The following is a 26,484-nucleotide window of genomic DNA, read 5'->3' on the forward strand; positions in this document are numbered from 1 at the left end:
CAGGCACCACCTCAACCGTCGACGGCGCACACAGCCATCCGTCCTGGTTGAGCCCCCCTCTCACACACACTTCACCGAAGGAGCATCATCATGCCCATCTCCCCCAACCAGGGATCGACCGGCGGCGGGACCACGGTCACCATCACCGGCACCAACCTCGCCGGCGCCAGCGCCGTGAAGTTCGGCACGAAGAACGCCACCATCACCGGCAACACTCCCACCTCGGTCACCGTGACGTCCCCGTCCGGCACCGGCGCCGTACCGGTGACCGTGACCACACCCGGCGGAACCAGCAACCCGCTGCAGTTCTTCTACGTCGGCGCGCCGTTCAAGTCCAGCATTTCCCCGGTGACCGGCGTCACCGCGGGCGGCAACACCGTCACCATCAATGGCACCGGTCTGAGCACCGCCACCGCGGTCAACTTCGGCGCCACCGCCGCGACTCCGACCGTGGTGAATGACAGTCAGCTGACCGTCACCGTGCCGACGGGCGCGGCGGCCGGGCCGGTGGGCGTCTCGGTCACCACCGCGGGCGGCACCAACAACGGCCTGTCGTACACCTACGTCGACGCGCCCACGGTCGGCACGCTGAACCCCAACTCCGGCCCGGCGTCCGGCGGTACCGCGGTGACCATCCCCGGCACCAGCCTCAGCACCACGCAGTCGGTCGACTTCGGCGGCACGCTCGCACCGTTCTCCGTCATCAGTGACACCAGCATCTCCGCCGTCACCCCGCCCGGCGCTGTGGGTGCCGTCAATGTCACCATCACCACCAGCGGTGGCAGTGCCGTCGCCACCAACGGCTACACCTACCTCGCCGGTCCCGGCATCTGACCGGACCCCGAGCCGCCGATGGCCTGGTCGTCCGATCAGGCGCGCGGACAACCTGCCCGGGCAGGGGGCGCCCCTCCCTGCCCGGGCCCTACCTCACCTCCCTTGACGAGCCTCGGCCCGCTGCTCCTCCCATGGGGCCGGCCGGGGCTCACGCCCACAAAGGACCATGGCCGTGAATCGCTCCGTACCCCCTCCCACCATTTCCGCCGTGCAGCCGCTGGCCGCAGCCACGCCCGCCGTCATTTCCGTCTCCCCCACCTCCGGTTCCACCGCGGGTGGCACCCAGGTGACGGTGACCGGCACCGGCTTCACCGGCGCCACTGGCGTCCGCTTCGGCGCCACCCAGGCGACGTCCTTCACCGTCAACTCCGACACCCAGATCACCGCCACCAGCCCGATCGGCACCGGAACGGTCCAGGTGACCGTCACCACCCCCAGCGGCACCAGCAACCAGTTCGTCACCTTCTCCTATGTCACAGCGCCTGTGCCGGTTCTGGGTTCGGTGAGTCCGAGTTCGGGTCCGGCGGTTGGTGGGACGGTGGTGACGTTGTCGGGTTCGGGGTTTTCGGGTGCGACGGCGGTGCGGTTTGGTGGGGTGTCGGCTGCGTTTACCGTGGTTTCGGGTTCGCAGATTTCGGCGACGGCGCCTGCGGGGTCGGGGACTGTTCAGGTGACGGTTACGACGCCTGGTGGTACGAGTAATGGTGTGTCGTTCACCTATGTTTCGGCGCCTGTGCCGGTTCTGGGTTCGGTGAGTCCGAGTTCGGGTCCGGCGGTTGGTGGGACGGTGGTGACGTTGTCGGGTTCGGGGTTTTCGGGTGCGACGGCGGTGCGGTTTGGTGGGGTGTCGGCTGCGTTTACCGTGGTTTCGGGTTCGCAGATTTCGGCGACGGCGCCTGCGGGGTCGGGCACTGTTCAGGTGACGGTCACGACGCCTGGTGGTACCAGCAACGGTGTGTCGTTCACCTATGTCTCCGCACCCGTGCCGGTCCTGACCTCGGTGGCTCCCACCTCCGGTCCGGCCACCGGCGGGACGACGGTCACCCTCACCGGCACGGGCCTGGCCACCACCACCGCGGTGCGGTTCGGCGCCACACCGGCAACCTCCTTCACGGTCGTCTCCGACACCCACCTCACCGCCGTCGCCCCAGCCGGAACCGGCACCGTACAGATCACCGTCACCACCTCGGGCGGCACCAGCAACGGCCTCTCCTACACCTACTCCGGGGCCCCCACCCTGAGCGGCGTCAGCCCCAACCAGGGGAGCACATCAGGCGGGAACACCGTCACGCTCACCGGCACCGATCTCACCGGAGCCACCTCGGTCCTCTTCGGCGCCACCCCGGCGACCTCCGTCACGGTGGTCTCCCCGACCCAGATCACCGCCGTGGTCCCCGCGGCCACCGCCGGGCCGGTCGACGTCACCGTCACCACCCCCCGGCGGCACCAGCACCCTCCCGAAGTCCTACTTCTACGTCAGCCCCCCGGTCCTCACCGGCGTCGTGCCGCTCTCGGGCCCCCTCTCGGGCGGGAACACCGTCACGCTCACCGGCACTCACCTCATCGAGGCCACCGCGGTGCGCTTCGGGGCCACCGCAGCCACTGCGTTCACGGTGGTATCGGACACCCAGATCACCGCCGTGGCCCCGGCGGGAACCGCCGGGCTGACGGGGGTCACCGTCACCACTGTCGGCGGGACGAGCAACGCGGTCTCCTACACCTACCTGGCGGCGCCCAGCATCACGACTCTGGTTCCGAACCAGGGGTCCACCTCCGGCGGCAGCACCGTCACCCTCACCGGCAGCAACTTCGCCCAGACGACCACGGTGCTCTTCGGCGGACTGCCCACCGGGTTCACCGTCGTCTCCGACACCCACCTCGTGGCCGACGTGCCAGCCGGAGCCGTTGGGCCGGTCGATGTCACCGTCACCACCCCCGGTGGCACCAGCACCCCGAAGACCTACACCCGAGTCTCGCCCCCGGGTATCTGACGCCGCTGCGGACCGAGGCGCCAGCAGCCCTTCTCCCGCCGGGTGCATGTGCGGAGGCCCGGCGGTGCGCCCTCTCCCCGCTCGGAGGTTCTGGGGAGCCCCCGTAAAGGAGATGCCGCGGCGCCACACCGTGTCGTAATATCCACTCCTGGAAGGTGACACTTACTTCGGGAGGGCTTGATGGTTCCGGAACTGGTCAGGACCTGGGTGTCCGGCTGGGTCGTATCGCGACACATGCCGAGGCCGGCCGAACGGCCCTGGGGGCTCTATATCGAGGTCGGCCGGCCGGAGCAAATGGGGCGCCATGTCCTGCCGGACGCCGATGAGTTCGCGGTGCGCGAGGCCGCCGCCTCGGCCACCGTGCCGTACACCTGGCTCAAGGTGCCCATGGAGCCGGAGAGGGTCGGACACTGGCTCCCTGAGGGCTGGGTGGTGGACAAGGGTGAGTCAGGTCATTTGATGGCTACGGACCTCCGGCCCACGGTGCCGAGGGCACCCGAGGGCTACACCGCGTCGGTGGAGGCCCGCGACGGCGTCGCCTACGTCCAAGTTCGCGACACGGCAGGCGAGTTGGCCGCGAAGGGGCAGATGGCGCTCCTCGGGCGGGCCACGGTCATCGACGGCGTCACGACCGAGCAGGCCCATCGCCGCCGTGGCCTGGGTGCCTTCGTGATGCGCACCCTCACCGATCACGCGGTCTCCGAAGGCGCGACCCTCGGCGTACTGGGCGCGACCGACGAGGGGCGTGCGCTGTACGAGACACTGGACTGGAAGGTGTACGCGCCGCTGGCGGCCTGCATTTACCGGCCCCAGAGCTCGTAACGCGATCTTGTTGCACGATGCCCTCGCCGCCCTGACCTGCGGCCTCACCTGCTGGAGACGCCTCAAGACCCGCGCGTGACCGTGCCGTGTGCTGAGGCGGAAGAGGGCTGGTGAACGCCGGCGAGGTGATCGGGGCCGCCCGAGGCTGCACGACGGTCCACAGCCCAAGCCATGCCGTCCACTGTCTCCGGTAGGTTGCGGCGGGAGCTCAACTCCCTTTGAAGGAAGCCGATATGAGCAGGTTGAAGGCGGTCGAGGTCCCACAACACCTGGCGTCGTCGTACGCCAGAGGCTTTGGCGAGGAAGGGACGGCCTGGATCACCGCACTGCCGGCTCTCGCTGCGGAATTCCTGGACCGCTGGGAGCTGAAGCGGGACGGCGCGGCCGGAGCGGGGGAAGCCTCGCTGGTGCTGCCGGTGTTACGCAAGGAGGGCACGCCCGCGGTCCTCAAACTCCAGATGCCCAGGGAGGAGACCGCCGCCGCAGTCATCGGGCTGCGTACCTGGAACGGCGCGGGGATGGTGCGGCTGCTCGGCCACGATCCCGGGAGCAGCACCATGCTCCTGGAGCGACTGGACGGTGCCCGCACACTGGCATCGATCGAGGACGACGACGCTGCGATGGGCATCCTCGCCGAGCTTCAGGCTCGGCTGGTCCGCGTCCCCGCGCCGCAGGGACTGCGGAGCCTCGGAGACATCGCCACCGAGATGCTGGAACAGGTTCCGCAGGCGGCCACCGCTCTGGCCGACCCGGCCGACCAGCAACTCCTGCGCGGTTGGGCGTCGGCGGTGGCCGAGCTGGTCGGCGACCCCGGCGACCGGCTGCTGCATTGGGATCTGCACTACGACAACGTGCTCGCCGCGGAACGCGAGCCGTGGCTCGCCATCGATCCCGAGCCGCTCGCCGGGGATCCCGGCTTCGATCTGTGGCCCGCCCTGGACAGCCGATGGGACGACGTCGTCGCGAAGGGGGACACGCTGCGCATCGTGCGGCGCCGCTTCGACCTGCTCACCGAGGCCCTTGGCCTGGACCGTGCAGGTGCGACCGGCTGGACGCTGGGGCGGCTGCTACAGAACTCGCTATGGGACATCGACGACGGAGAGACGGCGCTCGCCCCGTCCTCCGTCGCCATCGCGGAGTCGCTGCGGAACCGTTGACCCGCCCCCGGTGAAGATCCGCGCCCGAGTCCGTGAGATCGACGACGGGGGCGGGCGGACATTCCGCGGGAGGCCGTCGGGGCGCGGGACAGTGACTGCCCCGCGCCATCAGAAATGGCCCGGCAACGCCCCGCCCCTCTCCGTCCGTGCCCGTCAGCGCGACACGCCGGCTCCCACCTTCTCCTCCCACTCGATCCGATGGAAGTGGAGCGGGCGGAACATCTCCTCCGGTCCGGGGAACACCGGCGCGTGCTCGCTCTTGCCGGCCTTGACCCTGTTGACGGCCGCGGCACTGCGGCCGATCGCCTCCACCCGCGGACGGCGCAAGCGCTCATAGGCGGCGAACGCCTCGTGGGGCGTGGGCAGATCGCGGAGACAGCGGGCCAGCTCGACCGCGCTCTCGATGGCCAGCGAGGCGCCCTGACCGGAAGTCGAGGAAGGGGCGTGCACCGCGTCGCCCACCAGCACCATCCGGCCACGGTGCCAGTGCGGTACGGACGGCATGCCCTCCATCCGGCCGACCACCATCAGCTCGTCGGGGCCGGTATGCCGTAGCAACTGCTCGCCCGGAACATGGCCGGTGTACAGCTCGCGCAGCCTGGTGAGCCACTCGGCGGCAGACACCTGAGCCAGTTCGGCCGGGTTCGGCGGGGTGTCCGTCGGCAGACCGGCAAACCAGATCAGCCGCTTGTCCGGACCCCGCCAGTAGCCCATGAAGGCGCGACCGAACGCGAAATGCATGGCACCGGGCTCGACATCGACCCTGCTGTCCGCCGCCGCGTAACCACCGAAGCTGACTACGCCGCCGTACTCGGGGGCGGGTGCCTGCGGGTCGATCATGGTGCGGACGGTGGAGCGGATGCCGTCGGCGCCGATCAGGATGTCGCCAGTTGCGGACGTCCCGTCGGCGAAGTGGGCGGTGACGCCGTCGGGCGACTCCTCGGCGGCGACCAGCCGCTTGCCGTAGGTGAACGAAACGCCCTCGGCGACCGCATGGTCGGTCAGTGCCCGGAACAGCCGGTCGCGCGGCATCGTCAGTGTGGCGGGCAGCTCGGGGAAACCACCGAACGCGGCGAGGCGATTCCCGGCACCGTCCGCCATCACCACACCGGGCACCGGCCGCCCGACGGCCCTGACCGCCGCAGCGGCACCGACCGCCGCCAGACCCGCCAGGCCGTTCGGCGCCAAACCCAGCCAGGCCCCCACGCCGTCCGCCGCGGTGGGGTATGCATCGTGGACCGTTGCCCTGATGCCTGCTTTGTGCAGCGCGAGCGCCGCCACCGGGCCCGCCACGCCGCCCCCTATGACCAATGCCGTCCGCACACCGGCACCGTGCATGCCGTTGTTGCTCATGTCCCCTCCCAAGGCTGGTTGGATGCTGCTGGAGATATAGTTGCAATGCAACTAGTAGAAGTGTAACTAGTTTCTTCGCTGACTACGATGCCGGGTATGACCGCCACCGTGAAAAGCTCGCCGCTCGGCCTGACGGTGCTGGCGCTGCTGCACTACCGGCCGCTGCACCCGTACGGCATCCAGCAACTGCTCAAGCGGTGGGGCAAGGTGCATGTCGTCAACGTCGGCCAGCGGGCGGGGCTTTACCGCACCATCGAGCGACTGCAGGCCGGTCGGCTGATCGCGGTCCGGCAGACCGAGCGCGACCAGTTGTACCCCGAGCGGACTGTCTACGAGGTGACCGACGAGGGCCGGGCGGTCACCCGTGACTGGCTGGAGCAGATGCTGGCAGTCCCCAAGTCGGAGTTCCCGGTATTCCCGGCAGCACTGTCCAACATGCTCATGCTCAGCCCGGCCGAGGTGCTGCCGATCCTGGAACGGCGTGCGGCCCGGCTCGCGGACCGACGCGCCGAGTTGGAGCGCCAGACCGCCGACGCCGCGACCGGACTGCCGCGCATCACTCTGATCGAGAACGAATACCTGCTGGCTGTCCTCGGCGCCGAGGAGCGATGGCTCCAGGGCGTGCTGGGTGACCTTCGGGACGGCAGTCTGGCGTGGTCCCCGGAGATGCTCGCGGCGTTCCAGGAGGCGTCCGAGTCGACTTCGGACGAGTAGGGGCAGGCGGCCGCGTCCTCACACCAGTCCGCCCCGACCGTCGACTCCGCCCCCCCCGCGGGCCTCTCAGGTGTCGGCCGCATACCGCCAGAAGTCCCGCATCAGGGCGGGCGTCGTCGGGCCGGTCAGTGCCAGCTGGCTGAGCAGGATGGTGACGGTGCCGGTGGACGGGGTGAGGTGCGCTGCTGTTCCGGTGCCGCCGACCCAGCCGTAGCGGCCCGGCACATTCCAGGGCTCGATGGCCTCGATGTCCACCGAGCCGCCGAAACCCCAGCCCTGGCCGTCCAGGAACACCCTGCCGGCCTCGCGCTGGGCCGGAGTCAGGTGGTCGGTGGTCATCCGCCGTACCGAGGACGCCGACAACAACGGGCGGCCCTCGACGCTTCCGTCGGCGAGCAGTATCCGGGCGAAGGCGTGCCAGTCGTCGGCGGTCGAGACCAGGCCCCCGGCGCCGGACGGGAACGCCGGCCGGCGGCTCCACTGCCCGTCGGGGGCGTCGACCAGCTGCAGGCCGTCCTCGGGATCGGCCCGGTAGTAGCTGGTGAACCGGTCGAGCTTGCCGGGCGGCACCTCGAATCCGGTGTCCACCATGCCGAGCGGCTCGAACAGCCGCTCCGCCAGGAACTCCGGCAACGGACGGCCGGAGACCCTGGCGATCAGCACTCCCTGAATGTCGGAAGAGGTGTTGTACAGCCAGCCGTCGCCCGGCTGGTGCAGCAGCGGAATGCGGGACAGCGCCGCCATCCAGGCGTCCGGCGCCGCGACGAACTGTGGTTGCGGCGGTCCCTGTTTCAGCTCGCTGAACAGCGGTCCGACGGCCGGCAGCGAGAAGTCGGACGGAAAACCGTGTCCGGCACGGGAGGTGAGCAGATCGGCCACGGTGATCGGTCCGGCGGCGGGGACCACCTCGTCCACCGGTCCGTCCGGTGTGCGGACGACAGAGGGCGACGCCAGCTCCGGCAGCCAGTGCCCGACCGGGTCGTCCAGCGCGATCCGGCCGTCCTCGACCAGCATCATGACCGCCGCGGCGATGACGGGTTTGGTGAGCGAGGCGATCCGGAAGATCGATTCCCTGGCCATGGGGGACGTGCCGTCGGCATCGACCGAGCCGACGGCCTGCACCTCGGTCCGGTCACCGCGAGCCACCAGGCCCACCGCCCCGGGCACCGGCCCGTCGCTGATGTGCCTGTCCAGGGTGTCGTGCAGGTTGGTCATGCGTGCCACCTTCCCGTTTGTCAGTCGGAACCAAGACTCCCGCCCCGGCGCGGAATCATCGGGCGGAAGCCGCCGAAGCCGACCCGATCGGCCGACGCCCGCACTGCCCGCCCTGTGCGTCCGGCCCGCTCCGACCGGACACCGAATCCCACCTCACCCCGTCCCACGCCCATCCCGTCCCACCCCCTTCCCATCCCGCCCCACCCCACCGACAGGATGGCGGCACGTTCACCGGCGCCTTACGGGGAGTGGCAGACGCGACCGGAGCGGTCCTCGCCGGGAAAATCCGAGGATTGACAGGTATTCCGGCCGCGTCGATGATCAGCGCAGGGCCCAAGGGCGGCAACCGTGCCGCTCTCCGCACCGGACGGAACCGTCCGCGGGATGCGGGGAGCACCCGACAGGTGTCGACCCGTCACATCCGAGAGGAGCCCGACCCCATGTCCGTACCTCTTTCCGCCACATCCCAAGTCATCGCGCTACTGCGCGAGTTGGATGCCGATACCCTCGATCACCCCGGGGGTACCCTCCTCGCTCACCTTCGCCGTGTGCGGGAACAGCTCGCCGCCTGGGGCGCCCGCCCCGCCCTGCAACTGGCGGGCCTGTGCCACGCGTTCTACGGCACCGACGGTTTTGCCACGTCTCTCCTGCCGCTCGACCGGCGCGACGAACTGGCAGCGGTGATCGGTGCCGAGGCCGAGGCGCTCGTGTACTTCTACGCCAGCTGCGACCGGCGTTCCTCCCATCCCACACTCGCGGATCCCGAGGCCGCCTTCCGGGACCGTTTCACCGGCCGCACCTTCACACCGGACCTCGGGCTGCGACGGGACTTCGCCGAGCTGTCGGCCGCGAACGAACTCGATATCGCCCGCGTCGACCCCGCCTTCCGGGAAGCGGCCGGCGCTGATCTGCTCACCCTGTTCACCCGCCTTCGACCGCTCTTGAGCCGGTCCGCGTGGGCGGACTGCCACACCGTGCTCACCACCCCTGCTGATGGAACAGCCGCACCCCGCCCATGGACCGTGGCGGTGCTCGGCCCGGGAGGGGTCGGCGGCCTCCTCGCCGCCGTACTGTCCCGGGCCGGACACCGAGTGATCTGTGTGGCCGGGGAAGCCACGGCCCGGGCCCTGCGCCAGGACGGCCTTCGGGTGCGCAGCGGGCAGTTCGGCGACTTCACCGCAAGGGTCGAGGCGGACACCGAGCTGCGGGAGCCGGCCGATCTGTGCCTGATCGCCGTCAAGCACACCGCTCTTGACGTGGCGCTGGAGCGGATCCCGCCCGGCGTACTGGGTGACGGTGTGGTGCTGCCGCTGCTCAATGGCATCGAGCATCCGTCCCTGCTGCGCGGCCGCTACAGCTCGGAGCGCGTCGCGCCGGGCATCATCCGGGTCGAGTCGACCCGCACCGCTCCCGGCACCATCGAGCACGGCAGCCCGTTCACGGAAATCGATCTGGCCGGAGCACATGAACGCCTCGCTCCGCTCGCCGCGATGCTGGAGGACGCCGGGGTGCGCACACGTGTGGTGGAGGACGAGACCGCCGCGCTCTGGGCCAAGCTGGCCTTCCTCGCCCCCTTCGCCCTGCTCACCACGCGGTACGGGCGCACCATCGGTGAGGTGCGGACCCAGCGACGCGAGGAACTGGTGGCCCTCGTCGAGGAAGCCGCCGCGGTGAGCCGGGCCTGCGGTGCGCCGGCCGATGCCGCGAAGGCCTTGGCCCTGTACGACGCGTTCCCGGCCGGCAGCAAGTCGTCCATGCAGCGTGACGCGGAGGCCGGCCGGCCCCTGGAGCTCGATGCGATCGGCGGGGCGTTGCTCCGGGCGGCCGAGCGACACGGCGTACCCGTGCCGGTGGCCGTCCGATTGACGGCCGAGCTGACGGCCGAGCTGACGGCCGAGCTGAGCGCCGACTGAGCGCGCCTTCTGCGGCCGGAACAGGGGGTGGGGGACGGCAAAAGAGCAGGCGGGGCCGATGGTCGCACCTGTGTGGGACTATTTCGGGCGCAGTGCACGGGCGGCGGAGCCGGCGCCGCTCGTGCCGGGTTCGTGCAGCAGCAGAGCCGGCGCGTATGAGTCGTGTGGTGCAGGGGGACTGGGTGTTTGCGGTATCGCTGGGTGATGACGGCGCCGAGCTGCGGCCGCTGGAGCCGTGGAATGCCGGGGAGTACCTCGCGCACATGGACCGGGGCCGCGAGTACATCGGCCGGTATGTCGCGCTGCCGGACAGCGCCACCGACCTCACGTCCGCCACGGCGTTCCTGCAGATGTACGCGGACAAGGCCGCTGCCGACAGCGGTCGTCTCTACGGCATCTGGTGTGACGGCGTGCTCGTCGGCGGTGTGCTGTTCCGGACCTTCGACGTCGCGTTCGGCAGCTGCGAGATCGGCTGCTGGCTGGAGGAGTCGGCCGTCGGGCGCGGGCTGATCACGCGCGCGATCCGGGTACTCATCGATTGGGCCGTCGAGGTGCGGGGGATGCACCGCGTGGAGTGGATCGCGTCCTCGGCCAACACCCCGAGCATCAACGTCGCCCGGCGGCTCGGCATGGTGCGCGAAGGAGTACAGCGGGAAAGCTACCCGTACCGAGGCGTACGCCACGACATGGAGGTCTGGACGGTCCTGGCCCCCGAATGGCGCCGGCAGCGGGAAACCGCCCGCTGACCACGGCCGGGACCGGTCCCGCACCGGCCCCGGTGCCGCCACCCAGGGACGTTCCGGGCGCGTCGATGCCGATCCTGGCGGCCCGCCGGATTCAACCCTCGGTTGAGGGTTGTCCGCCCACCGGCCCTGCACCGTCGGCCGGATACGGCACAAAGTCTCCGGGCCCAGTTCAATGGAACGCTGGAAGTCATGACTGCCGACAACAGCGAACTGCCCGGCCCGAGGCCTGCCGTGGAGCCCGTCGAACGTGCGGGGCAGGCCGACCACCACCGAAACCGTACGCAGGACGACCCCGATCGCGCTGAGGGAGGTGATCGCGTGACTCCCGCTCTCTCCGCCCCGCCCCGCTGGCGGGAGCTTTTGGGCCCGGAGCATCGCGGAGCCGCCCTGGTGCTGGCCGTCGGCGTGCTCGTCGGCGCGGTCAACATCTATCTGGCGTCGAGCATGTTGCCCACCGCCGTTGCCGATATCGGCGGTGAGAGTTTCTATGCGTGGAACATGACGCTCTACCTCGTCGCCATGGTGGTCGCGACGATGCTGGTCAGCCGGTTCCTCGCACGATGGGGGAGCGCCGGTGCCTATCTCTTCGGATTCGCCCTGTTCCTGGCGGGCTCACTGACTTGTGCGGCGAGTTGGACGATGCCGGTGTTGCTGGTGGGCCGCGGCATTCAGGGACTCGGCGCCGGGTTGCTGTCCGGACTGGGTTTCGCCGTCATCCGGTCGGCTCTGCCACGCCGGCTGTGGACCCGCGGTAATGCGCTGATGTCGGCGATGTACGGCGTCGGAAACTTCGCCGGTCCGGCGCTCGGCGGCCTGTTCGCCCAATTCGGCTCGTGGCGCCTGGCGTTCGTCCTGATGGCGGGGGTCGCGGCGGTGTGCGGCGCGATCGTGCCCCGGGTGCTGCCCCGAGGCGAACGCAGCGGCGTGACAACTCCGGTCCCGGTCGGATCGCTGGTGCTGGTCATGGCCGCCACCGCGGCCGTCAGCGTGGCGGGAGTCCGGCACGACGCCCTGGCGAGGGCAGCCGGCCTTGCGGTGGCGCTGCTGTTGGTCGTCGGATTCGTCGCCCATGAGCGGCGTAGCGAGCGACGGGTCTTCCCCGGCGCGACGTACCGGGCGGGTTCCGCGCTGAAGTGGGTCTACCTGACGCTCGGTCTGCTGGCCTTCGGCGTGGCTGTCGAGTCGTTCATTCCGCTGTTCGGCCAACGACTGGCCGGGCTGCCCCCACTCGCGGCCGGCTTCTTCGGGGCGGCCGTCTCCCTCGGATGGTCGCTGGCCCAGATCGGCAGCTCATCGGCGGTCCGGGAGCGCACCTTGCGCCGACTACGCACCCTCGGCCCGATGTTGCTCGCGCTCGGCTTCCTCGTCCAGGGGCTGCTGCAGCGCGAGAACGCGCCGACCTGGTGGGTGGTCATCTGGGTGCCGGTGTTGTGCATCGCCGGATCGGGCATCGGGATCGCCTACCCGCACCTGTCCGTGGCCGCGATGGCGGCCGGCGCGGACCCGGAAGAAGGCCGGCTGGCGGCCGCCGCGATCGCCACCGTGACGACGATGTCCACCGCGTTCGGCACGGCGGTCGCCGGGCTCCTGGTCAGTCTGGGCGGACGGTCGATGCTCGGCTCGGCACGGTGGCTGCTGTTCGGCTTCGCCGTCCTCTGCGCCCTCGGCATCTTCACCGCACGCGCCGCGGACCGTCCGGCCCGCCCCGAGCGGTCAACGGCGGCCGACCCCAGCTCGGTCGGCCAGGGCTCCTGATGCGGCGATCGAGACGTGCAGGTCCCGGGCGGCGCGTCCGAACGTGCGGCCGGGCGCAGCGGGCCCGGGCCGGCGGCAGCTGCCCGCAGTCCTCAGCGGGCGATCCGTGCGGCGATCTCCAGGCCTGCGACGACACCGTCGTGCCCCCACGTGGCGCCGCCGCCGCGCAGGAATCTGCGAACGTCATAGAGAGCGTGATATCTCCCGCCGGGGTGCAGGGCATGCTGGAGATCTTCCAGCAGTGAGGGTCCGCTGGGCGCCGGCTCGGCTATCCCGTTTCCCGCGAAGTGTGTCGTTCCCGCCGAGCTCGATGCCGACAGCCGTATATGTGCGATATGCCTGCGCCCGTCGCTCTGATGCGTCATCATGTGGCCAGCGCGCCGAACCTCGGATCGGCACGGAGAGGTGACGGTGCATCAGCCGCGCCCCAACGGGCGCTACACAGGGGGAGATTCATGAGGACTGTACAGCGGACGCTGCTTTCCGGAGCGCTGACCGGCGTGCTGGCACTGACCATGGGAGCGGGGACCGCCGGCGCATCGTCGCCGGCCGATGCGGGACCCGGCACCGCGACCGGCGCCACCACCGTACGCACGGTCGATGCCCGCAGCGGTGACGTGATCACCTGCAAGATCACCACGCACCTCCCGCACTACTCCCACCACGCCCACGCCGACAACCGGCACATGGTGAACGTCACCGCCGACATCAAGTGCTCCAAGTCGGTTGCGCGGTTGGCCCTCCGCGTCGGCCTGTACAAGAACGGCACGCTGTACAAGCAGAGCGGCGCCAAGGTCAACGCCGGACGGAACAAGGTGAGCCAGAACGCCGCGCGCCGCTGCATCAAGCGGCAGAACTACACCGGCGCCTCGGTCGGCGTGGTCACCTTCCCGCCCGGGTACACCCCGCATACCAAGCAGGTGAAGCACACCAGCGCGACGGTCCGCATCAACGCCTGCAAGAAGCGCTGACCACACCGGCCGGACAGGCGCCCGGCCGGCCGTAAGAGGCGCTCGACGACCGGCTCAGCCGAGCCGGTCGTCGAGCGCCGCCGGAAGAACCTCAAGGTCCGGTGCGCCCCCCAGTTGCTCTGCCAGGCGGGCGGAGCAACCGATGTAGGTGGAGCTGAGATCCACGTCCGTGGCGACGCACCAGGCCCGGTCCTGTGGCCACCACAGGTTCGGCGACTGCGGAAAGAAGACCCCCGCGGACCGGTCTCCGGTGGCCATCGCCGCCTCGATCGGCCCCTCGTACAGCGCGTAGGCGCGTCCGCTCAACTGCACCATCGGCCCGCTGTCATCGCACCAGCCCCACCCTTCCCAGAGCCCGAAGAGGCATTGCCGCGGGGTGTCCGTTCCCGCTGCCAGCACCGAGCACAGGGCCGCCAGTACATGCTCGGGCAGTGAACCCTCCCATGGTGGCTCCTCACCCGGGCCGGCCACCTCCTCGAAGCGCGCCAGCGGGGACAGTGTGCGCCCCGACCGCTGCGCGACCTCCGACCACCGCTCGAACCGGCCGTCCGCCGGCTCGCTGGGATGCAGCAGCCGTACATAGGCCTCGAAGCCGGCCGGCAGCAGGGCATGGACACCACTGTCGAACCCGCCGACGTTCTCCTCGATCCAGCGCGCGGACGAGACATCAGCGATCCGCTGCGGCGGCTGGACCGCGTCTCCCGACCATGTCATGGCTTCGGTTCCCCCTCATATGCGGTATGGCTCCCAGTATGAACCGCGGACCGGGTCATCGGCCGCCTGCTCGGCACCTGGGTGCCGCAACGGAATCGCCCGTGCCGATGTCGCCGACCGGTGACCGGTCGGCGACATCGGACGGACGGGAGCGTCAGGCGGCCTGCTGCAGCTGCTGCAGTGAGGCCACCAGCTTGTCCACCTCCTCGGATGTGTTGTAGAGCGCGAGCGAGGCACGGGCCGCGCTCGCCAGGCCGTAGTGGGCCAGGGCCGGCTGGGCGCAGTGGTGCCCGGCCCGGATGGCGATGCCGTCACGGTCCAGCCAGGCGGCGATCTCCGACGGGTCGTGGCCGGCGAGGGTGAAGGTCAGTACGGCGATACGGTCGGGCGCGGAGCCCAGCAGCTCAAGTCCCGGGACCGAGGCCAGGGCTTGTTGGGCGTACGCCATCAAGGAGGTCTCGTAGGCGGCGATGGCGTCGCGGTCGAAGGAGGTCAGCCAGTTCAGCGCGGCCAGCAGACCGACCACACCGGAGATGTGTCCGGTACCGGCCTCCAGGAGGTGAGGGACGGGGGCATAGGTGGTACCGGTGAAGCCGACCGACTCGATCATGTTGCCGCCGCCTTGCCACGGCGCCATGTCCCGCAGGATGTCCGGCTTCGCATACAACGCGCCGATGCCCGTGGGGGCGAACAGCTTATGACCGGAGAACACATAGAAGTCGGCGTCCAGGTCCTGCACATCGACGGGGAAGTGCGCCACTGCCTGCGCCCCGTCCACCAGCACCTTGGCACCGTAGCGATGGGCGAGTGCGGTCATCTCGCGCACCGGCGGGACCGTGCCGAGCACATTCGACGCCTGGCTGAGCGCGACGAGCTGGGTGCGCATGGAGAGCAGATCGTCGTACGCGGTGAGGTCGATCTGCCCGTCCGGTTGCAGCGGTACGGGTACCACCCGGGCCCGGGTCTGCTGGGCGAGTAACTGCCAGGGCACGATATTCGAATGGTGCTCCAGCACCGGCACCAGAATGTCGTCCCCGGGGCCGAGGTTGGCCCGGCCCCAGCTCTGGGCGACGAGGTTGATGGCCTCGGTGGTGCCGCGTACGAAGACGATGTCGTCCGGTGACGGTGCCCCCAGGAACTGGGCGACCGCCGCCCGGCCCGCCTCGTACGCCTCGGTGGCCTCGCGGGCCATGGTGTGCGCACCACGGTGGATGTTGGAGTTGGCGGAGCCGTAGAAGCCGGCCAGTGCCTCGATCACCTGGCGTGGCTTCTGAGTGGTGGCCCCGTTGTCCAGCCAGACCAGGGGGTGCCCGTTCACCGTCCGGTGCAGGATCGGGACATCTCGGCGTGCCAACTCGGGTGAGAAGGCGGCCGTTTGGCCGGGGAGCCCGGTGAACTGTGCGGGGTGGCCGGCCGGGGCGGCGAGGTCCGTGGCCGGGTCCGTGGCAGTGGCCGGATCGGGGGACAGCAGACCGTCGCCGAGGAGGTTCGGAGTCGGCGCCCCGGGCCACAGACCCCGGAGGACGTCAGGAGTAGTCATGGTAGTTGGAGACCTCGACGTTCTGGAGTACGGCGAGCGCGTCCTCCACCAGCACCGCCGTATTGAAGTACGCCGTCATCAGGTACGAGGTGACGCCCTTCTGGTCGACACCCATGTTCCGCATCGACAGACCGGGTTCCACCTCGTCCTCGACCTTCGCGGGACGCAGACCCACCACGCCCTGCTCGGCCTCGCCCACCCGCATCAGCAGGATCTCGGTGGTGCCGATGCCCGCGCTGCCGGAGAACCGCACCTTGTCGGAGGGGAGCAGCGGGACGCCGCGCCAGCTCAGCAGCGGGCTGCCGAACCGGTTGTCGATGACCGGGGGCACACCCCGACGCGTACACTCCCGCCCGAACGCGGCGATGGCCCTGGGGTGCGCGAGGAAGTAGCCGGGCTGCTTCCAGACCCGGGTCAGCAGCTCGTCCAGATCGTCGGGGGTCGGCGAACCGGTGCGCGCCTGGACCCGCTGTCCGGGGGCCACATTGTTGAACAGACCGAACTGCGGGTGGTTGAGCAGCGAGGCCTCCTGCCGCTCACGCAGTGCGTGCGCGGTGAGGTTGGACTGCGCCCGGATCTGGTCGATGGGCCCGTTGTAGAGGTCGGAGACCCTGGTGTGCACGCGCAACACGGTCTGGGCGAGGCTCATGTGATACTCGCGGGGCGTGTCCTCGTAGTCCACGAACGTCGTGGGAAGGTCGGGTTCGCCGACATGCCCGGCGCTGAGATCGACCGGCACCTCGGCGCCCGGCAGGACGCCGTCCGCCGAGAGGTAGGCGTCCATCGCTCCCCGCACCGCCGTGTCGCGTGCACACAGCCCCTCCAGCACACTGCGCTCGACACACAGCGCCACGCCGGGGGTGAGCGCCCGGACGCGGTACGGCAGGGGCTCGGAGCGGGTCCAGGCGTCGAGGTCGAAGAACTGGCCGTCGCCGATCACTTCGAGTACGGCGTCCTCGCCATAGCGGCCGCTCACCCGCTTCTCGGCGCGGCCCTGGGCGATCACCCACAGCTTGTCGTGGGCATCGCCGTCCTGGGCCAGCATCTGTCCGGCCTCGAAACTGACTTCTGTGAACGAGCCCGCAAGTTCGGAGAGCAGCGCGTCATCGGCGTCCCGGAGGTACGGCAACTCCCGCAGGTCTCCCGGAATGACGCGGGGCGAACCGCCGTCGGTGTGGATGCTGATGCGATCGTCGCCGAGGACGTAGGTACGGCGGCGGTTGACGCGGAAGACACCGGACTCCACATCCACCCATGGCAGGGCCCGCAGGAGGTAACGCGGGGTGATGCCACGCATCTGCGGGCTGGTCTTGGTGGTGGTTGCGAGCTGCCGTGCCGCATCCGGGCTGAGACTCGTCTGGTCGTTCACAGGACCTCCTCGCCTACGGGCGTGCCGACCGGCCGGCGCACGGCCGACCGACACGCGGGAGTCTGATCGTCTGGTCGGAGCCCGCCACCCGGCAACCGGCTGTCTGCCGGCGTGCGGCCGGAAATGCTCGCTGCACTGAATGTGCAACCCCGAATACCTGAGCGACTACCTGGCGTTTCAGCGCCACTACCATGCGTAGTAATGCCGTGGAGGTCCGCCGTGGAGTGTCCGGACCCATCGTGTGACATCGCCTGTCACCTGATTTACGACGGGATTTACCCTCATGACGGTGCTTTGCGTTTCCTAAAGGAAGGCTTATGGCGCTGCCTCGCGGTGCTCCGCCGCCACCGCTGGACCACAACTCCTGTGTGCGTCAGGGATGTTGTGCGAGGCGGGGGAGGGGAGGGCCGGCCGTGCGGTGCACGGCCCTCGCGCCGGCCCGGTTCCTCATGTCAGCCCGGACTGCGACTTGCTGAACATCTCACCCTCGGAGTAGAAGAACACGGCGTTGCTGCTGCCGTCGGCGCCGTAGCAGGTCCAGGTGGTCGGGTAGTCGTCGGCCCGCTCGGATTCGCTGTTCTGCCGGCACGTATTGGCGTAGGCGAACAGGGTCTTCTCGCTGCTGCCGGCCTTGATCTTCTGGTACTCGGCGAGGGTCAGCGGGTCCGTGGTGACGGTGCTGCCTTGGTAGGCGCAGGCGATCACGACGAGGCCGAGGATGCAGCCGCCGGCTATCGCACTCTTTTTCACTGGTGAGTCGTCCTTTTGCGGGTGGGGAGGGGCGGACCGGCGGGGCGCGGGTCCAGGTGTCGGCCACTGACGGGGGAGGTCGGCGCGGGTGCGTACGAGCGGGCCTCGCCGGTCGCCGCCGCATACGGTGCACGGGCGGGTGGCGGCCCCGTTCTGCCGGCCGGTCTGTGTACGGGCATCAGTTCACCTCGCCGGCGCCGCCGGGTTGTTTCCCGTGGAGGCGCTCCTCCGGTGTTCGGATGGCTCGCCGCGCAGGAAGCGTTGCAGGATGAGGAGCAGGGTGGGCAGTTGCCCGGCCGGGTCGAAGGATGGCTCGGTGGCCGCGCTGGTGAACATCGAGGCGATGAGGGCCATGACCCACGAGGCGGTGTGGCCCGGATCGAGGCCGGGGTCGATCTGGCCCGCCGCGGCGGCCTTGGTGAGCAGCTCCGTGATCACAGCGTGCTCGTCGGTGCTGTCCTGGCTCAGGAGTTCCGCGAGTTCGGGGTCGCGGTGCGCCTGGAGCATGGCCTCCATCACCAGCGGCGGGGCCAGGGGTTCCGCCGCTGGTGCGGCCAGGAACTGCACGACGTCCAGGAGGGCGGCCCACGGGTCGGCGCCGGCCGTCGCCTGGGCCAGCCGCTCGGTCCTGTCGTCCTTGTCGTCCTGGAGCAGGGCGATGAAGATCGCGCGCTTGTTGGGGAAGTAATGGAACACGTTCCCGGAGCTCATGCCGGCGGCCTTGCAGATCTGCGCCGTCGTGGTGCGCTCGAATCCCTGCGTGGCGAACAGTCCGGACGCGGCGTGCACGATGTGCTGACGCCGCGCTGCGTGCTTCGCCGGATCGATCGTCCTCATGTCCTCACCCTATGACTGACCGTTCCCGGTGACTGACTGCTCCCTCGCATCAGGCAATAATAGACCGCGCACTCGGTTTATGGTTGGCTCCGCTCCTGCACCTCACCGCGCCGGCTCCTCCCGGCCCCGGTGACCCAGACCTCCCTGAAGGGGACGCCGCACATGGATAGCCGGCTCGCATCCCACGTCCGGATGGACAAAACCACCAAGCTGGCACAACCGGCGTGGACGGTAGCGCTTGTCCACGTCGTCTTCGTGCTGGTGGGAGCCGGAGCCGGCTGGCTGGTCAAGGTCCTGGCGGAGTGGCTGGTGACACTGCCCTGGGCGCCGATGCAAGGGCCGGCCAAGCTCCTGACCTCGATTCCGGAGCCCTGGCTCACGGTCGGCCTCCTCTCCGTCGGAGCGGCCCTGGGGCTGGTCCTGGCCCTCATGGCCCAGCACGAGGAGCTCGCCGTCGCCGTATCGAACGAGCGGGTGGCCCTTACCCGGCGAGCCAGAGGCCAGGAGTTCGCGCACGACCGCGTCGTCCAGGCATTCCTGGACGGCAAACAACTCGTTCTGCTGGGCGGCGACAACGGCGAACTCGCCCGGGAGGCCTGCGAACTGAACGCCCAGCGCGTCGCCGACGCGTTCAGAGCGCACGGCTACAGCTGGGCGGACGAGGACCCGTGCAAGGACGACTTCCGGCGCTGGGTGTCGGACATGCCGGGACTGCCACAGGGAGCCAACGCACTGCTCAAGGCGCGGGCACAGCTGCTCGACAAGAACAATTCCACCAATGAGCTCCGAGAGCTGCGCGAAGAGCTGGCCGGACTGGGTGTCGTCGTGCGTGACGAGAAGAAGCGGCAGTACTGGCGGTTGAACCAGCGACCGGCCTGAGGCGGCGACTGTGGTCGACTGGGCCGCAGCGTACGCGGGGCTGACGGCCGTCACCCGATGCTCATTATCGTCCCGGCTGCCACCGCTGCGGCAGCGGCCGCCGGCCGTCCCGCGCCCCGCATCGTGGCGCTCGTGCACGGCGTGGTCACCGACGACGTCGACGCCGTGCGCGAGAAGGTCACCGAACAGCTGGCGTTCTACGAGCAGTTCCCGTCCTACGCACGGGTCATCCAACTCTCCGGCGGCAAACGGGCCGCTGATGTGGCGGTGATCGGAGACGAGCGGACGGTCGCCGTCGAGGTGCGGCGCTATCGGGACGCCGGGGCGACAGAGGTGGTGTTCTCAGGAACGGAGGTCGCCGGGGACGCCGACCGGCGGCGTACCTGGGCACTCCTGGGGGAGCCGGCGGGGTGAGCGCAGCGGCCCGGCTCCCGTGGTTCGGTCCGGTTCCCGCGCCCTGCTCCGGTTCCCGTGCCTCGGGTCCGGCTCCCGTGCCCCGGTCCGACGCCGTCCCCGCCGACCACGTTCGTCCGTCCCCTACTGGTCAATCACCCCTCCCACCAGCGGTTCTCCGGCCGGATCCCTGGTCCCTCGCGGAGCGCCGCCGCAGGAACCCTGACGGAGGCTCAGGGGCCGCTCACTCCGGAGGATGACCGCTGACGCGACCATGGTCTGACTACTCCCGCCGCCGCTCGCCGCTAACTTCGACTCATGTCACCCGAGACAAGAGGCGAGAGACGGGGGAGCGAAGTGAGGGAGGAAGCGCAGCGGCGGCAGAGCCACGGCACCACGGCCGCACCGGACCCCTCCTAGCCGGGGAAGGAGATCCGCGGTGACGTACTCCGCCGCGGCGACCTCACTGTCCGCACCCATGCCCAGTGCGCCGCCCAGACTCCCGCCATCGTGGACGAAGCCTCGGTCCTGTGCGCCCGTGACATATCCGACGGCGGCACGACCATGTGCTTCGGAGACAGCGGCAGCCCCTCGTCATATGGGGACACCGCGGCCCGGAACTTGCCGGCGTCTTCAGCTTCGCCGGGGAAACGGCCGGCAAGGTCTGTGGCCTGGCCGCGGACGCCGCGTTCGCCGATGTTCCGGCGCTCCTGGCAATGGTGAGGTGACGCGCGCTCCGCAGGGCTCGGCCGGGCGCAGGAACGGCACACGTGTCTTGTTCGGAAAATGGGTGTTCAGACAAGACTGCTGCTCAGCAGGGGGATTCGGCCGATCCGCTGTCTGCGAGGTCCGCAGGTCGCTACGGTGACGAGCATGGATTCCAGTGACGTGTCCGGCGCCGATGAGTGGCCGCTGCCTCCTTCATGGATGTGGAGCTGCCACGAGTGCACCGAGCTGTACAAGGCGATGAAGCACGCCCCCGAGGTGGTGGATGCCGCACGGAAGGCGGGTGAGCCGGGGGTGGACTACGACCCCCTCGACACGGTGGTCTCCACCCAGATCCGGCTCGCCCGGCACATCGCCACCCACCATGCTGCGGACGTCCCCGCCGTCGACCCGTCATGCGACAGGTGCACGTCTGACGAGACGCGGCAGACTCCTGCCGTACTCGTCCTGGAACACCGTGCCCGTCACGTGTTTGCCCCGCCGAGCATCGCCGGTCTGTTGTAACGCTCGCAGCGCACTGCGCTCAGAACGTGGACCCCGGCACCATCTCGGGGTGCACCACCTCGTCGTCCAGCGGGAGACATGCGCCATGTGCGGGGGCCGGGAGGTGCGCATGGATGACGCCGGCAGCGACCTGGCGGGTGGCGGCCGCCGTGCCGATGAATCGTGCTGCCGAGTCGCCGAGTCGCCGAGCCGGGTGATTCGCCGAGTCGCCGAGCCGGTGATTCGCCGGCGCTTCGGCGCACCGAAGGTTACATCGCCACGATCACGGCGTAAGCGATGAAGAATGCCGCGCAGAGCGCGACGATGATGCCGAGGACGATGACCGGGCCTGTGGACCAGCCGCGCGTCTGTTTGTCGCGGGGACCGGTCTCTGCCCCTGTGCTGCCCTCGCCCGGGGGTGTTTCCTCGGGCGGCACCCCGCCACCGGGCCCGAGGCCTGGCGCATCGCGTGGATCCGGTTCCGGATGTTGAGTACTCATACTGGAAGTTTGCCCGATATCGACCGAATTCATCGGTGGGCGGCAGCAGGGCTTCGGCCAAGCGGGCTCGGTGGACTCCTTACTCCTGCGGATGCGCCGCTCACGTGTTAAAGGGCGGGCATTCGCGCAGGTGAGCCGCCTCGCGTGGCGGGACGTCGCGGAGCCGTGCTCAGCGGAGGGGGAGGGCGGCGGTGATCCGGAAACCGCCGTTCTCCAGCGCCCCGGCCTCGAAGGTGCCGCCGAGCACGGTCACCCGCTCGCCCAGCCCCACCAGACCGTGGCCTCCGCTCGGCAACAGGGTGGGCACCGGCCCGTCCGGGGCCTCGTTCTCCACGATCACCCGCACCGCGTCCTTCTGGTACCGCACCTCCACCCGGGCCGGCACTTTGCCCGCGTGCTTGTGCGCGTTGGTCAGCCCTTCCTGGATCACCCGGTACAGGGTGGGCTGGACCGTGGAGTCCGCAGCCGACGGTTCGCCGATGACGTCGAAGGCGATCCGCATCCCGGCGGCCCGTGACTCCTCCACGAGGGTCGCGATGTCCTCCGGCGTCGGCTGCGGGGAGAGCGGAACCTGCTGCTCCGTGTCGTTCAGGCGCAGCACCCCGAGCACCTGGCGCAGCTCGTTCAGCGCCTGCCGGCCCATGTCCCCGATCAGACGGCCGGTGTCGGCGGCCACTCCGGTGCCGCCTGCTCCGGCCTCCAGCGCCCCGGCGTGGACCACCATCAGGCTCACCCGGTGGGAGACCACATCGTGCATCTCCCGAGCGATGCGGGTGCGCTCCTCCATCCGGGCCTGCGAAGCCAGGAGATGCTGCTCCCGTTCCAGCCGGTCCGCCCGGTCCTGGAGGGTCACCATCAGACTCCGCTTGGCCCCCCGGTACATGCCGAACAGCACCGGCACCACCACGGAGGGCACCACGAGGAAGATCGAGTACGGCACGTACTGCTCGGCCTTGAACTCCGTGGCGACCAGGGTCCACGTGACGAGGACCACGGTCGCCGCGCCCGAGCCGAGGAGGAGATTGCGCCGCGACGCCCCGTACTTCGCCAGCGCGTAGAGACTGACGGGGAGGATGCTGAAGGACGGCAGTACGAGAGGGATGAGGATCACCGCGCCCGCGGCGAGCGCGTCCGGATAGCGCCGTCGCCAGATCAGCGCCACCCCCTGCACCATCACCAGCAGGACGAACACCGGAGGCGGCACCAGCAGTGGATCGTCGTTCGCTCCGTTCAGACCGCTCACCAGCGCGATCGGATTCGCGAGCGGGAAGAGCAGGACGAGCAGGGCGTCGAACAGCATCGCGCTCCGGCGCTCCCACCACCAGGGCTGCCGCGGAGCTCTCGGGTAGAGGCCGGCCAGTACGGGCACCACAACGGCCGTCAGACCGGCGAGCGCGATGATCACCGGCACCTGGGCGACGTCCGTCCCGTGGTGCGGGGCGTACAGCCGCAGATGCACTACGGCGACGCCCAGAACGAGCAACAGGCCGACCGGGGCGGCGACGAACACCGTACGCAGCCGCGGTGTGTGCCGGGCCAGCGAGTAGTACGCCACCACCGTGGCCAGGGCGGATCCGGTGCCCAGGAGGAGGCCGCAGGTGATGCCCGCGGCGACCACCACGGGGAATCGGCGCCGCAGCACCAGCAGCAGAGCGCCCACGGCCGTGAGCCCTATTGCCCAGCCCTGGGGGAGCAGGCTGTGCAGCTGCCCCTCAAGGAAGGCGGAGCGGAACTGTGCGTCGGTCCACGCACAGCCCGTGGCTATCAGGACGTCCAGAGCGGTCGCGCCCCACGGCCGCCACCACGAGGGACGCCCGGGAAGCCGGAACAGCGGGCTCGGAGCAGGCGGCGCCCGGTCCGGCAGTGGAGCAGGTGCGCTGGACGGGCCGGCAACCTCAGCGGACATATCGGTGACCAAACGGACGTGCGGACAAGTGCCGGTATGTTACGTCGCCCTCGGCCGGAGCGGACCCTCCGGAGCGAGTCTTCCCTCGGGGCCCGGGAAGAGACTGGAAACAACGCCGAAGCGCTCGGGCACGGGGTTCGCTGGGCCGTGGCGTGGACCATCACGGCCTGACCGGGAGGTATGTGGCCTGACCGGGAGGTATGTGGCCTGACTGTGAGGTACACGGCCTGACCGGAAGGCATTCGTCGCCGTCACCCGGTGATATCGCGTCGTGGGCTGCGGGGCTGCGGGGCTGCGGGGCTGCGGGGCTGCGGGGCTGCGGGGCTGCGGGGCTGCGGTGCTGTGCTGCCGTGTTGCTGTGCTGCCGTGCAGGAGCGGCACCGCCGGCCGCACGGCTACGGGGTTCGTCCCGTCTACAGTCCCAGGATGCGGCGTACGAACCTCATCGATCCCGACGGCACCTGGTCCGGTCTGACGCTGGATGTCCGGACGCGTCCCAGGCCGGATCTGTGCCTGCGGACCGCAGAGCACCGGTTGCTGCTGGCCCAGGGAGGAGAGCCGGTACTGCTCGGCGTGGTGCACCCGCCCGCCTACGGCGTGGACTTCTTCAACGACGGCCACCCGGACGGGTATGTCGACTGGTACCTCCACAACGGTTCGTGGGAGATTCTTCCGCTGCGACCCATGCCGGACGCCGACGACAGCCGGGTCAAGGCCTACCGGAAGCAGGCCCTCGACGGAACTCTGCCGCCCGTGCTGCTCTGGTGGGTCAGCGGTCTGGACTGTCACCTCATCCTGGACGGCCATGCCCGCTTCGCCGCGGCCATCGCCGAGTCCACGGAACCGGGACTGCTGGAACTCCACCGGACCGTCCCCGACGACGAGGCAGACACCGAGACCCGCCACGCTGTATCGGTGTACGAGGCCGAACTGACTCGTTTGCCGAGCTGCGCGTCCTCCACGGTCCCGGCGTCCCCGATGGCGCCGAGTTCGCCGGGGCGGCACTCACCCGCCGGCTCGACGAAGCGCGCACCGGACACCGTCCCACCTGGGCGTGGCCCTTGCCCGGTGGCACAAAGGAATGGGACCGCATCACCCACGAGCAGACCGCCGGACGCTGGGAACATGACCAGCTGTCGTGACCCACTGCCCCTGCTCGCCCTTCCGAGTCGTGTCGTCCCGCATGACCGGGATACGGCCAGGGTGGTTGGGGCGTGCCGCGCATGCGGGGGAGGGGGCGGGGTGTCGTCGGCGGGCGTGGCCGCGGCGTGGCGAACCATCCTCCCCCGCGGGCGCGGGGGAGGATTTCTGGTCGGCGTCCTAGTAGTCCGCTCCGTACGGTCCCCTGCAACGGGGGCCCGGAGCACACGCGTTGGGGGCCTACCTCCGTGACCGGGCCCTCCTACTGGGGCTTGAAGGAACGGATTTGGTAGCTGCCCTGTAGGTTGCCGCCGGCGTGGGCCGGCGTGGAGCCGACGCGTGCGTGGTAGTTGGTCTGTGTGTAGTACTGCACACGGTGCCCGGTGTTGTTCCAAACAGAGCGGACATTCTGTCCCCGCTGGATGAAGGAACAGTCATCGGCCGTGTTCGCCTTGCTGGCTTGCGACCACTGGCAGCGTGTTCCGCCACCGTTCCAGTCGCTGTAGATGCAGAAGTACCCGGAGGAGCAGTTGTAGGCGGCCAGGCCGGCAGTTGCCGTGGGGGTCGCGTTGGCGGTGGGCGCGGCACTGAAGGCGGCGGCAGCCAGGGCGGCTGCGGCGATGGCGAGCGAGTGAATACGACGCATGGCAAAGTCCTTTTCCGTGTGAGGGTGGGAAACAGTCACGCCGCTGTGGACCGGCTGAGAAGGATCGCGTCGAGGCGGGAGAGCCACGGCTGGTGGGTGGCGTGGATGGGTCGGCCGGCGAAGTGTGGTCAGTCGGCCTGACGAAACATCACCAGTATGGTCCGCGCCCACGGCCGTCCTCAGGACATTTCTCGCCGGACCACCAGCTGTTGGAGTGCGGCAGCGTATGCACCGGGCGTACGCGGCGCGCTGCGCTCCGACACATCGCGGCGCACCTCCCGAAACCACATACGCAACCGGATCGGCAATCGCAACCGGCTCCGGCCCCTGCTCTGGTGCTGGCCCGGCCCTGGCCCCGGCCTCCGGTGCCGGCCCCGGCCCCGGCCCCGGTGCCGGCCCCGTTCCGGATTCGGGCTTCTCAGGCCGGGCGGGCGTGGGGATGAGCGCCGGGCCGTCATCCCGTGCACTCCATCGAGTGGTTTGCCGGAGTTCAGGAAGGAATAGGTGCCCTGCGTCGATATCACGAGGTTGTCCATGGAATCGGTCGTCAGGCGCGGCTCCGGCAGGAGCCATGAGGGGCGAGCCGTGAGCCGCGCCCGGCACGTCGAAGGAGTTCTGTCATGCGTTTTCTCCGCACTCTGGCTACGGTGGCCGGCGCTATGGCCCTTGCCACCGTGGCGGCGCCGGCCCCAGCGGTCGCTGCCGATGCTGCGTCGGGATGCCGCGGGTCCGCCTGCACGGGCAAGAACCCGCAGGCGGCCGGCTGCGGTGCCGGGGCACGGACGATCGACCGCGTCCGGCCCGCAGGCGGCGGCCCGGAGGTCGTTCTCCGAAACTCCGCACGGTGCAGCGCGGCGTGGGCGCAGATCCAGAAGGCCAACTCCTCGTGGCGCTTCAAGATCGAGATTCGGCGCGGCGGCTCCTACGTCGGAAACGCCTCACCGAACTACCGCGCCTATACGGCAATGGCCGGTTCCAGTAACGCCTACCGGGCCTGTGTCGAGGAGTACGACGGACGCGGTGGCAGCTGGTCCTGCACCAAGTGGCACTAAGGAGTGTCTTCCCTGGCCCCGACAGGGCGCTCCGCGGCCGGACCTGCAGGGATGCGTCGCAAGGCGGGTATCGGCGCG

24 protein-coding genes and 3 pseudogenes are annotated in these 26,484 nt (G+C 69.9%); 17 read left to right on the forward strand and 10 right to left on the reverse strand.

What is annotated here, in order from left to right:
• Positions 1 to 90: 90 nt before the first annotated feature.
• From AB0C46_RS01610 to AB0C46_RS01630, 5 genes and pseudogenes are all read left to right on the forward strand, one after another.
• Positions 91 to 834 carry an IPT/TIG domain-containing protein gene (locus AB0C46_RS01610; RefSeq protein WP_362824840.1) on the forward strand — a complete coding sequence of 248 codons (744 nt, stop codon included), beginning with the start codon at positions 91 to 93 and terminating at the stop codon, positions 832 to 834.
• Positions 835 to 1,000: 166 nt separating this feature from the next.
• Positions 1,001 to 2,212 (forward strand): annotated as a pseudogene (locus tag AB0C46_RS01615) (IPT/TIG domain-containing protein); the annotation flags it as partial.
• 124 nt (positions 2,213 to 2,336) lie between these two features.
• Positions 2,337 to 2,825, forward strand: coding sequence for an IPT/TIG domain-containing protein (locus AB0C46_RS01620; protein WP_362824841.1), 489 nt, complete (start codon positions 2,337 to 2,339; stop codon positions 2,823 to 2,825).
• Positions 2,826 to 3,059: 234 nt separating this feature from the next.
• Positions 3,060 to 3,647 carry a GNAT family N-acetyltransferase gene (locus tag AB0C46_RS01625; protein ID WP_362824842.1) on the forward strand — a complete coding sequence of 196 codons (588 nt, stop codon included), beginning with the start codon at positions 3,060 to 3,062 and terminating at the stop codon, positions 3,645 to 3,647.
• Positions 3,648 to 3,880: 233 nt separating this feature from the next.
• Positions 3,881 to 4,804, forward strand: coding sequence for an aminoglycoside phosphotransferase family protein (locus tag AB0C46_RS01630; RefSeq protein WP_362824843.1), 924 nt, complete (start codon positions 3,881 to 3,883; stop codon positions 4,802 to 4,804).
• Positions 4,805 to 4,957: 153 nt separating this feature from the next.
• On the opposite strand, the gene AB0C46_RS01635 is transcribed toward AB0C46_RS01630, so the two are convergent.
• On the reverse strand, positions 4,958 to 6,157 hold the full coding sequence (locus AB0C46_RS01635) for an FAD-dependent monooxygenase (RefSeq protein ID WP_362824844.1): 1,200 nt from the start codon (positions 6,155 to 6,157) through the stop codon (positions 4,958 to 4,960).
• Positions 6,158 to 6,253: 96 nt separating this feature from the next.
• On the opposite strand from AB0C46_RS01635, the gene AB0C46_RS01640 reads away from it, so the two are divergent.
• Positions 6,254 to 6,871, forward strand: coding sequence for a PadR family transcriptional regulator (locus tag AB0C46_RS01640; RefSeq protein ID WP_362824845.1), 618 nt, complete (start codon positions 6,254 to 6,256; stop codon positions 6,869 to 6,871).
• A gap of 66 nt (positions 6,872 to 6,937) precedes the next feature.
• Here AB0C46_RS01640 and AB0C46_RS01645 read toward each other — a convergent pair whose 3' ends face one another.
• Positions 6,938 to 8,086, reverse strand: a complete 1,149-nt coding sequence (locus AB0C46_RS01645; protein ID WP_362824847.1) for a serine hydrolase domain-containing protein — start codon at positions 8,084 to 8,086, stop codon at positions 6,938 to 6,940.
• 440 nt (positions 8,087 to 8,526) lie between these two features.
• On the opposite strand from AB0C46_RS01645, the pseudogene AB0C46_RS01650 reads away from it, so the two are divergent.
• The 5 genes and pseudogenes from AB0C46_RS01650 to AB0C46_RS01670 form a co-directional block, all read left to right on the forward strand.
• Positions 8,527 to 9,066: pseudogene (locus tag AB0C46_RS01650) on the forward strand (DUF6817 domain-containing protein); the annotation flags it as partial.
• Complete coding sequence (locus AB0C46_RS01655) at positions 9,061 to 9,999, forward strand: 2-dehydropantoate 2-reductase (RefSeq protein ID WP_362825161.1); 939 nt, start codon at positions 9,061 to 9,063, stop codon at positions 9,997 to 9,999. The pseudogene AB0C46_RS01650 and the gene AB0C46_RS01655, both read left to right, overlap by 6 nt.
• Before the next feature lie 182 nt (positions 10,000 to 10,181).
• Positions 10,182 to 10,745 carry a GNAT family protein gene (locus AB0C46_RS01660; protein ID WP_362825162.1) on the forward strand — a complete coding sequence of 188 codons (564 nt, stop codon included), beginning with the start codon at positions 10,182 to 10,184 and terminating at the stop codon, positions 10,743 to 10,745.
• 318 nt (positions 10,746 to 11,063) lie between these two features.
• Positions 11,064 to 12,500, forward strand: coding sequence for an MFS transporter (locus AB0C46_RS01665; protein WP_362824848.1), 1,437 nt, complete (start codon positions 11,064 to 11,066; stop codon positions 12,498 to 12,500).
• A gap of 455 nt (positions 12,501 to 12,955) precedes the next feature.
• Positions 12,956 to 13,471, forward strand: coding sequence for a hypothetical protein (locus AB0C46_RS01670; RefSeq protein WP_362824850.1), 516 nt, complete (start codon positions 12,956 to 12,958; stop codon positions 13,469 to 13,471).
• A 54-nt stretch (positions 13,472 to 13,525) separates the two neighbouring features.
• On the opposite strand, the gene AB0C46_RS01675 is transcribed toward AB0C46_RS01670, so the two are convergent.
• The 5 genes from AB0C46_RS01675 to AB0C46_RS01695 all read right to left on the reverse strand — a co-directional run bounded on the left by AB0C46_RS01675 (position 13,526) and on the right by AB0C46_RS01695 (position 18,681).
• The gene (locus AB0C46_RS01675; protein ID WP_362824851.1) at positions 13,526 to 14,185 is read right to left on the reverse strand and encodes a hypothetical protein; all 660 of its coding nucleotides are present in this window, start codon (positions 14,183 to 14,185) and stop codon (positions 13,526 to 13,528) included.
• A gap of 154 nt (positions 14,186 to 14,339) precedes the next feature.
• Positions 14,340 to 15,725, reverse strand: a complete 1,386-nt coding sequence (locus AB0C46_RS01680) for a cysteine desulfurase (RefSeq protein ID WP_362824853.1) — start codon at positions 15,723 to 15,725, stop codon at positions 14,340 to 14,342.
• Positions 15,712 to 17,094 carry a family 2B encapsulin nanocompartment shell protein gene (locus AB0C46_RS01685; protein WP_362824854.1) on the reverse strand — a complete coding sequence of 461 codons (1,383 nt, stop codon included), beginning with the start codon at positions 17,092 to 17,094 and terminating at the stop codon, positions 15,712 to 15,714. The genes AB0C46_RS01680 and AB0C46_RS01685 overlap by 14 nt, the downstream gene beginning before the upstream one ends.
• Before the next feature lie 447 nt (positions 17,095 to 17,541).
• Positions 17,542 to 17,844, reverse strand: a complete 303-nt coding sequence (locus AB0C46_RS01690; RefSeq protein WP_362824855.1) for a hypothetical protein — start codon at positions 17,842 to 17,844, stop codon at positions 17,542 to 17,544.
• Between the two features lie 183 nt (positions 17,845 to 18,027).
• A complete protein-coding gene (locus AB0C46_RS01695) occupies positions 18,028 to 18,681 on the reverse strand; it encodes a TetR/AcrR family transcriptional regulator (RefSeq protein WP_362824857.1) in 654 nt (217 codons plus the stop codon).
• 162 nt (positions 18,682 to 18,843) lie between these two features.
• On the opposite strand from AB0C46_RS01695, the gene AB0C46_RS01700 reads away from it, so the two are divergent.
• The 4 genes and pseudogenes from AB0C46_RS01700 to AB0C46_RS01715 all read left to right on the forward strand — a co-directional run bounded on the left by AB0C46_RS01700 (position 18,844) and on the right by AB0C46_RS01715 (position 21,183).
• On the forward strand, positions 18,844 to 19,560 hold the full coding sequence (locus AB0C46_RS01700; protein ID WP_362824859.1) for a hypothetical protein: 717 nt from the start codon (positions 18,844 to 18,846) through the stop codon (positions 19,558 to 19,560).
• Positions 19,561 to 19,626: 66 nt separating this feature from the next.
• Positions 19,627 to 19,974: pseudogene (locus AB0C46_RS01705) on the forward strand (LLM class F420-dependent oxidoreductase); the annotation flags it as partial.
• 411 nt (positions 19,975 to 20,385) lie between these two features.
• A complete protein-coding gene (locus AB0C46_RS01710; RefSeq protein ID WP_362825164.1) occupies positions 20,386 to 20,676 on the forward strand; it encodes a trypsin-like serine protease in 291 nt (96 codons plus the stop codon).
• Between the two features lie 150 nt (positions 20,677 to 20,826).
• A complete protein-coding gene (locus AB0C46_RS01715) occupies positions 20,827 to 21,183 on the forward strand; it encodes a hypothetical protein (protein WP_362824860.1) in 357 nt (118 codons plus the stop codon).
• A gap of 248 nt (positions 21,184 to 21,431) precedes the next feature.
• Here AB0C46_RS01715 and AB0C46_RS01720 read toward each other — a convergent pair whose 3' ends face one another.
• Together AB0C46_RS01720 and AB0C46_RS01725 are read right to left on the reverse strand one after the other, a co-directional pair.
• Positions 21,432 to 21,662, reverse strand: a complete 231-nt coding sequence (locus AB0C46_RS01720) for a DUF6480 family protein (RefSeq protein WP_362824862.1) — start codon at positions 21,660 to 21,662, stop codon at positions 21,432 to 21,434.
• 169 nt (positions 21,663 to 21,831) lie between these two features.
• On the reverse strand, positions 21,832 to 23,568 hold the full coding sequence (locus tag AB0C46_RS01725) for a histidine kinase (protein WP_362824863.1): 1,737 nt from the start codon (positions 23,566 to 23,568) through the stop codon (positions 21,832 to 21,834).
• A gap of 426 nt (positions 23,569 to 23,994) precedes the next feature.
• Between AB0C46_RS01725 and AB0C46_RS01730 the strand changes: the two genes are divergently transcribed.
• Complete coding sequence (locus tag AB0C46_RS01730) at positions 23,995 to 24,960, forward strand: hypothetical protein (RefSeq protein ID WP_362824864.1); 966 nt, start codon at positions 23,995 to 23,997, stop codon at positions 24,958 to 24,960.
• A 10-nt stretch (positions 24,961 to 24,970) separates the two neighbouring features.
• On the opposite strand, the gene AB0C46_RS01735 is transcribed toward AB0C46_RS01730, so the two are convergent.
• Positions 24,971 to 25,354, reverse strand: a complete 384-nt coding sequence (locus tag AB0C46_RS01735; protein ID WP_362824866.1) for a peptidase inhibitor family I36 protein — start codon at positions 25,352 to 25,354, stop codon at positions 24,971 to 24,973.
• A gap of 620 nt (positions 25,355 to 25,974) precedes the next feature.
• Between AB0C46_RS01735 and AB0C46_RS01740 the strand changes: the two genes are divergently transcribed.
• The gene (locus AB0C46_RS01740) at positions 25,975 to 26,406 is read left to right on the forward strand and encodes a DUF2690 domain-containing protein (protein WP_362824868.1); all 432 of its coding nucleotides are present in this window, start codon (positions 25,975 to 25,977) and stop codon (positions 26,404 to 26,406) included.
• Positions 26,407 to 26,484 lie beyond the last annotated feature (78 nt).

The organism is Streptomyces sp. NPDC048637 (assembly GCF_040650675.1).
Taxonomy (GTDB): Bacteria; Actinomycetota; Actinomycetes; order Streptomycetales; family Streptomycetaceae; genus Streptomyces.